This is a genomic window from Thermomonospora catenispora (assembly GCF_006363815.1).
In the GTDB taxonomy this organism is placed as follows: domain Bacteria; phylum Actinomycetota; class Actinomycetes; order Streptosporangiales; family Streptosporangiaceae; genus Thermomonospora; species Thermomonospora catenispora.
Window position 1 is genome coordinate 68,811 of the sequence record NZ_RRYT01000025.1, and the last position, 7,617, is coordinate 76,427.

At 73.6% G+C, this 7,617-nt stretch carries 5 protein-coding genes; all 5 read left to right on the top strand.

Annotation, left to right across the window (positions count from 1 at the left end; all coding sequences use genetic code 11):
* Nucleotides 1–402: 402 nt before the first annotated feature.
* Entirely contained in the window at nucleotides 403–903 is a 501-nt protein-coding gene (locus tag EIO00_RS18365; RefSeq protein ID WP_175596269.1) for a hypothetical protein, read from the top strand.
* Nucleotides 903–2,300 (top strand): hypothetical protein, encoded by a 1,398-nt coding sequence (locus EIO00_RS18370; RefSeq protein ID WP_140180609.1) that lies wholly within the window; start codon nucleotides 903–905, stop codon nucleotides 2,298–2,300. Before EIO00_RS18365 ends, EIO00_RS18370 begins: the two co-directional genes overlap by 1 nt.
* Nucleotides 2,297–3,679, top strand: coding sequence for a VWA domain-containing protein (locus EIO00_RS18375; RefSeq protein ID WP_140180611.1), 1,383 nt, complete (start codon nucleotides 2,297–2,299; stop codon nucleotides 3,677–3,679). The genes EIO00_RS18370 and EIO00_RS18375 overlap by 4 nt, the downstream gene beginning before the upstream one ends.
* Before the next feature lie 42 nt (nucleotides 3,680–3,721).
* The gene (locus EIO00_RS18380; protein WP_140180613.1) at nucleotides 3,722–4,837 is read left to right on the top strand and encodes an ATP-binding protein; all 1,116 of its coding nucleotides are present in this window, start codon (nucleotides 3,722–3,724) and stop codon (nucleotides 4,835–4,837) included.
* 92 nt (nucleotides 4,838–4,929) lie between these two features.
* Nucleotides 4,930–7,617, top strand: a 2,688-nt coding sequence (locus EIO00_RS18385; protein WP_241661447.1) for a DUF5682 family protein, incomplete at its 3' end; no start/stop codon positions are given.

The following is a 7,617-nucleotide window of genomic DNA, read 5'->3' on the forward strand; positions in this document are numbered from 1 at the left end:
AGAGTCAATGGGCGGATCATCGCTTTGCGCACCGGAGACGCCGACACGGCGACGGTCGCCGCGAGGCCCCGTGCAGGCCGCCCGACGCCCGACCGGCGAGGCGTCCCCGGCACCGGCGGCGGACGACCCGCCGGGCGCACCGCGCGCCGTGTCCCCCCGTGTCCCCCCGTGTCCCCCCGTGTCCTCCCGTGTCCTCCGCCGGCCGACGCCCGCCCGGCCGCGAACGCCCCGCATGCACCGGTTCCCGCCCGCGAAGGACTCCACGCCCGAGGAGACCCCGCCGTCCGCGCCTCCGCGGGAGCCGGCGGTCCGTCCCCTCGATCCGGGACCGCGGAGTTTTGTCGGTGCGGCCCGATACAACCGTCGCCGTCCGGTGATCCGCGGAAGTGGAGGTCGAGGATCATGGATTCCGGCGAGGCCGGGTGGGAGGAGCGGAGCGCGGTGCGCGTGACGCCGCCCGTCCAACCGCGCAAGCTGGCCAAGGTCCCGTTCGTCGAGCTGGCGGAGGGACGCCTGCAGGGGGTGGTGTCGAGCGGCTCGGACGTCGCCCGGGTGTACGTCTCGTCGATCGCGGCGGAGACGCACGACTTCAGCTGCAGCACCAACAACAACCGGCCGTGCGGCGGGCTCACGGCCGGTGGGGGCCGTCGCTGCAAGCACCTGAACGCGCTGATCGACGAGGCGGTCAGGCAGTACGGCGCAGAGCGCGTCGCGCGCCACCTGAAGGTCGAGGCCGAGGAGGGGGACGAGCTGCGCTCGCGGCTCCAGGGCGTCCACCGGAAGGCCCCGGCCGCCGAGGTGTTCAGCCGGTTCCTGCGCCACCTGGCCTATCTGGAGGTCCCGGCGAGCCCGGAGCCCCTCCCCGAGATGCACTGGTTCCCGGCGTGGGGGGCGGTCCGCTGATGCAGGCGGCGCACCTCACCGAGCTGACCGGGCGGACCCCGCCGGGCGTCGCGGAGGCGCTGGAGGCGGTCTCCGGGTTCGACGCGGCGCTGACCGACGGCCTGGCCCGGCTCGGCCCGCGGCACACCGACGCCCTCCGCGCGCTGGCCGGCGCGGTGAGCCGGTCCCCGCTCGGCGCCGCGACGGCGGAGGCCGCCGACAAGATCGCCGCCGGCTCCATCGGCCCCGCCGAGCTGTCGGCGGTGGCCGCGGCCCGCGCCGCGCTGCTCGGCGCGGTGCACGACGCCCTGCTGGAGCGGCTCGACGACGCGCTCGGCCGGTCCCGTGCGGACCGGCAGGCGCCGCCCGCCGACCCGGAGCACGGGCCGGCGCCCGCCCCCCTCCTCACCGTCGCCCGGTCCTGGCTGCAGGAGCTGGCCATCACGGGCTGGCGGGGCGTCGACGACCCGCTGGTGTCGACCGCCGACCAGGCGCTGGAGGCGCTGTGGGCCGAGCCGCGGCTGCGCCGCCTCGCCGTGCTGCTGGACGGCCTGGCCGCCGAGCTGCGCGCCTCGTGCCCGGTCGCGACGATGGAGCGGATCCCCCGGCGCCGCTGGGCCGACCTGTGGACGCGGGCGATGCTGCTGTCGCAGGCGGGGAGCTGGACGGGCGGCGCGACCGCCGTCTCCGGGCGGCTCCTGCCGCTGGGGGTCGACGTCCACGAGCACGGCACCGCCGTCCAGGTGCAGCTGCACGCGGTGCTGGAGCCCGCCGACGGGGGACCGGCGCGGCTGGTGCGCGCCGCCGTCGCCGCCGCCAAGGTCGACACGATCGTCGGCCCTCTGGTGTGGAGGCTGCTGTCGGCGTATCCGACGCTGCTGACGGCGCTGGCCGAGCACCGCGCCGTCACGATCACCGACATGCGCCTGACCTCCGGCGGCGACCTGCTGTGGGAGGAGGAGCGCGCGGAGGCCGGCGACCTCGCCGACCCGTTCGCGACGGCCCGGGTGCGGCTCCCCGACGCCCAGGCCCCGGCCGTCCCTCCGCTCGACCGCCACCCGGTGCGCATCGCCGAGCCGGTGCTGGTCGAGGGCCATGCGGCGAACCGCGACGGCGCGTTCGACCTGGGCGGCGAGCGCCTGATCGTCGACCTGGACCGGCTGCCGACGAGCGGTCCGCTCACCCCGCAGCTGGTTAAGGCGTCGACGGCGTGCATCGGCCTGCTCCGCTGGGACGCCGGGCGGTGGACGCTGCAGCCGCTGGCCGTGGAGGCCGTCGTGAAGAAGCGGCCGGTCCGGGCGCACAACGGCGACTGGGCGCTGGGCCCCACCGACCCGAAGGTCGCCAAGGCCCTGGACCGCTCCGGCGACGCCGTGGCCGTGCTGTCCGAACGCGCGGGGAGGCTGCTGCGGAAATGAGCGATCGCGACGACGTCCGGCGGCAGGTGCTGCTGTGGCGGCTGCTGGGGAAGGTGTTCGACGCCGAGGAGCAGCCCGCCCTGGAGGCGGCGAGCCTGGCCGTGGTCCGCGAGCGCGGGCTGCCGGAGGCGCTGCTCGACCCGCGCGTCTCGGTCGACACCGTCGTGCAGCGGTTCCCCGAGCTGGAGCCGGAGTTCGCCGACCCGATGGCCGGCGGTGACGACGGCGACCGGGTGCGGCGCACGGCGCTGGTGACGAAGCTGCTGCTCAACGCGTTCTGCACCGGTTCCGGCGCGGTGTCGGCCCAGCGGCTGTCGGCCTGGCAGCGCGACGCCGGGTGGCTGCGCCGCGCGCTCGGCGCATGCGCGGGCGGCGGCGCCGGCCAGGGGAACGGCGCCGCGGGCGCGGACGCGGGCCCCGGCCGGGACGAGGGCGCGGACGGCGGCGGGCGGGGACGCGGGCGCGGCGCCGGCCAGGGCTTCACGGTCACCGACGCCGACCTGCAGACGGTGCTGGCCGGCCTGGAGGCCGACCTCGTCCGGCGGATGCGGCTGCGCGAGGTGCTCGCCGACCCGGCGCTGGCGGCCCGGCTCACCCCCAGCATGTCGCTGGTCGAGCAGCTGCTGCGCGACAAGCACAACCTCTCCGGAACGGCCCTCGCCAACGCCAAGGCGCTGATCAGACGGTTCGTGAACGAGGTCGCCGAGGTCCTCAGGACCCGGGTGGAGAAGGCCGCCGTCGGCGCGATCGACCGCGACGTGCCGCCCAAGCGGGTGTTCCGCAACCTCGACCTCGACCGGACGGTCTGGAAGAACCTCATCAACTACGACCCGCAGGAGGAGCGGCTCTACGTCGACCGGCTGTTCTTCAAGCGCACCGCCCGCCGCACCGCCCCGGCGCGGATGATCGTGGTGGTGGACCAGTCCGGGTCCATGGTGGACGCGATGGTCAACTGCACCATCCTGGCCTCCATCTTCGCCGGGCTGCCCAAGGTCGACGTGCACCTGATCGCCTACGACACCCGTGCGGTCGACCTGACGCCCTGGGTGAGCGACCCGTTCGAGGTGCTGCTGCGCACCAGGCTCGGCGGCGGCACCTACGGGCCGGTCGCGATGCAGATGGCCCGCCCGAAGATCACCGATCCGCGCAACACGGCGCTGGTGTGGATCTCCGACTTCTACGACGACCGCGGCCTGCTGGACGACTTCGCCGCCCTGCACGAGTCGGGGGTGAAGTTCATCCCGGTCGGCTCGGTCGACAGCGCCGGCCATGCCAGCGTCGACCCCTGGTACCGGCAGAAGCTCAAGGAGCTGGGCACCCCGGTGCTGTCCGGCCGCATCGACAGGCTCGTGGCCGAGCTGAAGAGCTTCCTCGCCTAGACCCCGCCCCGACCATCACCCACATCACCCGCAGGAGCCCCCATGACCGACGAGATGCTGCGCCCGCCGGCCGAGATCAAGTACGCCGACGAGCTGGACTACCTGGAGTCGATCGACGACGCGCCCAAGCCGTTCTCGTGGCGGCTCAGCCCGCGGATGGTGCGCACGTTCATCCTGGGGTCCGAACGCGCCGACGGCCTCGACCGGGAGATCCCGCAGAAGTGGTTCGGCGACCGCGCCTTCGTCGAGCGCGCCATCGTCACCCTCGCCTCCGACCGCGGGCTGCTGCTGATCGGCGACCCCGGCACCGGCAAGTCCTGGCTGGCCGAGCTGCTGGCGGCGGCGATCTGCCGGAACTCGACGCTGGTCGTGCAGGGCACCGCCGGCACCACCGAGGATCACATCAAGTACTCCTGGAACATCTCCATGGTGATCGCCAAGGGGCAGTCCCGGGAGTCGCTGATCCCCTCCCCGATCATGACCGCGATGGAGCAGGGCGCGATCGGCCGGTTCGAGGAGCTGACCCGCGCCACCAGCGACGTGCAGGACGCGCTGATCTCGATCCTGTCGGAGAAGTACATCTCCATCCCCGAGCTGAGCGGCGACAACACCGTGTTCGCCCGGCCCGGCTTCTCCGTCATCGCCACGGCCAACAGCCGCGACCGGGGCGTCAACGACCTGTCCGCGGCGCTCAAGCGGCGCTTCAACTTCGTCCGCATCCCCGTGGTGACCAGCAAGAAGGCCGAGGCGGAGATCGTCCGGTTCCGGACCGCCGAGCTGCTGAAGCGGCACCGGATCGAGCTGGAGATCGCGCCGTCCCTGCTGGAGGTGCTGCTGCAGAGCTTCGCCGACCTGCGCGCCGCCGCCGCGTCCGCCCGCAGCGACGAGGAGAGGCTGGAGTCGTCGCTGTCGACCGCCGAGCAGATCGGCGTGCTGGAGGACGCGATTCTGCACAGCCGGTTCTTCGGCGACCGGGAGCTGCGTCCCGAGACGCTCGCGTCCTCGCTGGTGGGGACGCTGGCCCGCCGCGCCCCGGAGGACCTGGCCATCCTCAACAAGTTCTGGCACGGCGTCGTCGAACCGCGCAGCAAGAAGGAGGCGGGCCCGTGGCAGGGCTTCCTGGAGGGCGGCCGCGAGACGCTGGCGAAGCTCGCATGAGCCGCCCGACGACCGATGAGGAGACCGACCCGACGACCGGCGCGGCGGATGCGCCGCAGGCCGAGGCCGCACACGACGTGACAGGTGATGCCGTGACGAGACCGGTGGCCGGCTTGGACGTGACGACGGGGCCGTTCGGCGCGCTGCACGAGCAGCTGCTCGATGCGGCGAAGCGGTTCGGCTCCGACCCGGTGGCGCAGATCCTCAGCGGAATGGTCGAAGACGTCGACCGGGCGCTGCGCGAACCGCTGGAGATCTTCCCGGTGTGCCATCACTCGCCGTCCTCGGCGACGGCGATGGCCCGCAGACTGCGCGAGAAACGGCCCAAGGTCGTCTATCTGGAACTGTGCGAGGACCTGCGGCCGCTGCTGGAGGAGCTGCGCCACTGCAGGCTGCCGGTCGCGCTGCAGGCGTTCGCCACCGACGTCGACGGTTTCCCGGCGGAGTGGGCCCCGCTCAGCGTGGTCGCGCCCATCACCGAGGCGTCCGCCGAATACCAGGCGATCGCCTACGCGCTCACCACTCCCGGCGTGGAGCTGGTGCCGGTGGACCGCTCGGCCGACCACGTCTTCCAGTGGGGGCCGTGCGGCGCCGGCGAGGCGCGCAGGACCGAGGAGGAGGAGAAGGCGCTGCACGGCGACGCGGTCGGCATCGAGATCGGCGACCTGCGCCCCCGCTTCGCCGAACTGGAGGAGCACCTCCTCCACCACGGCAAGGTGCGGCACTGGTCGGAGTGGTGGGACCAGTACGTCGAACAGCCCCTGATCGACGCCGACTACGACACTTACCGGCAGGTCATGGTGCTGATCGGCAGCCTGTTCCGGCGGCTGCGCCCGGAGGACGCGGCCCGCACCGCCGTGGACGAGGACCGCGAACGTTACATGTGGACGCGGATCCGCCGGCACCTGGCGTCCTCCGGCGCCGATCCCGCCGACTGCCTGTACGTGTGCGGCGCCTTCCACGCGGCCAGCCGGGTCGAGGAGTTCGGGCTGCACGGCCGGGACGGCTCGTTCGAGATCCCGCCGCGCACGGCCACGAGCTGGCAGTACGGGCTCATCCCCTCCAGCCACTCGGCGATCGAGGCGCAGTTCGGGCTCGCCCCCGGCTCGGTGTCGATCGCCGCCGCGACCTGGACCAGGGCGCTGCGCCGCAACGGTCTTGCGCCGTTCCGGCTGAACGACGCGCGGACGGCGAAGAAGCCCGCCGAGGCGGCGAAGCCGACCGCGCCGCCCGCTCCCGTGACCGACCGGCTCTCGGGCTTTCTGACCACCGCGCCCGCACCGGACGGCCTGGAGGAGCAGGAGCTGCTCGACTGGTGCGTCGACATCGTCCGGCTGGCGCGCAAGAACGGCTATGCCTCCAGCACCGCCGACGCCATCGCGGTGTATGAGACCTCGATCCTGCTGGCCGGGATCCGCGGACGGCGACGGCCGACTCCCTACGATTTCCAGGACGCGGCGGTCACCTGCATCGAGAAGGACGCCGTGCCGGGCCGCCGGGACATCGCGCGGCTGTGCGAGATCCTGCTCGGCGGAGATCGGGTGGGCTCGGTCGGCTACGCCGCGCTGCCGCCGCTGGCCCGCGACGTGCTCGACCGGCTCGCGCCGCTCGGCCTGGATCTGGAGAAACGCACCAAGCAGCGGGCGTTGCTCGATCTGGACGCCGACCCGCATCTGCGGCCGTGCTCGGACCTGCTGTGGATCCTGCACCGTCTGCTGGACCGCGACGTCGTCCAGCCCATCATGGGCTCGCGCCGCCTGGGCGAACGCCCCATCCAGGAGAGCTGGGACCTGGCGATCGGCCGGCACATGCAGTCGATCATCGAGCTGGGCTATGAGGGCGTCACCGTCGAGCAGGTGCTCGAGCAACGGCTCCGCAGGGCGGTGCACGCACCGAAGGCGACAGCCGCCGCCCTCGCCGCCGTGGAGGACTCCCTCCTCTACCTGCGGAGCAGGCGTTTCGCCGACGAACTGGGAGCCCGCGCGATCGAGCTGCTGGTCGCCGAACGCACGGTGGACGACGCACCCGAGGTGCTGCGCCGCGCGCGGCGGCTGCTCACCCACTACCAGGCGACCGAACCCGAGCTGCCGGAGTGGCTGCAGACGTTCGTCACCACCGGGTACGCCCACTACTGCACGCTGCTGCCGACCGCGTTCACCGACGACGACACCGGAGCGCGCCAGGTCGCGGCGATGCTCGGGTTCCTGCTCGGGATGGAGGGCCTGGCGCTGTCCCTCGGCTGCGACCGCACCCAGCTGGAGCTGGCCCTCCAGCAGTCGCACCCGGAGAACCCCGCCAAGGTCGCCCTGCTGTGGGCGGCGCAGACGCAGCTGGGCCTGCTGCCGCTGCAGCAGCTGCGGCGGCGGTGCGACGAGCTGCTGGACAACCCGCTGGTGGTGCCGTCGTTCCCGCTCTACCTGAGCGGCCTCGTCCAGGCCCTGGAGCCCGTCCCGACGCTGACGCCGCTGGTGGTGGAGGTGCTCTCGAAGACGTTCGCCCGTCTCCCCGACGACGTCCTGCTGCCGTGGCTGCCGAAGCTGATCACCACGCTGCGGGATCACGCCGCGGAGATGGTCCCGGTCCTGGTCAGGGAGGCGGGGCGGACGTTCCCGGCCACCGCGGCGGAGCTGGACTCGTGGGTTCCGCCCTGGTCGGCCTCCCCGGCCCCGGAGGCCGCGCCGCCGGGGGCGGGGACGGACGGCGGTCCGGCCGGGGAGCTGGTGGCCGCGCACCCCGCCGCGGGCGAGGCGGCGGCCGCGCTGCTGGGCCTTCCGCTCGAC

Excerpts from the sequence above, each read along its gene's own strand:
- EIO00_RS18365 (WP_175596269.1), top strand. The coding sequence starts at position 403 with ATGGATTCCGGCGAGGCCGGGTGGGAGGAGCGGAGCGCGGTGCGCGTG.
- EIO00_RS18370 (WP_140180609.1), top strand. The coding sequence starts at position 903 with ATGCAGGCGGCGCACCTCACCGAGCTGACCGGGCGGACCCCGCCGGGC.
- EIO00_RS18375 (WP_140180611.1), top strand. The coding sequence starts at position 2,297 with ATGAGCGATCGCGACGACGTCCGGCGGCAGGTGCTGCTGTGGCGGCTG.
- EIO00_RS18380 (WP_140180613.1), top strand. The coding sequence starts at position 3,722 with ATGACCGACGAGATGCTGCGCCCGCCGGCCGAGATCAAGTACGCCGAC.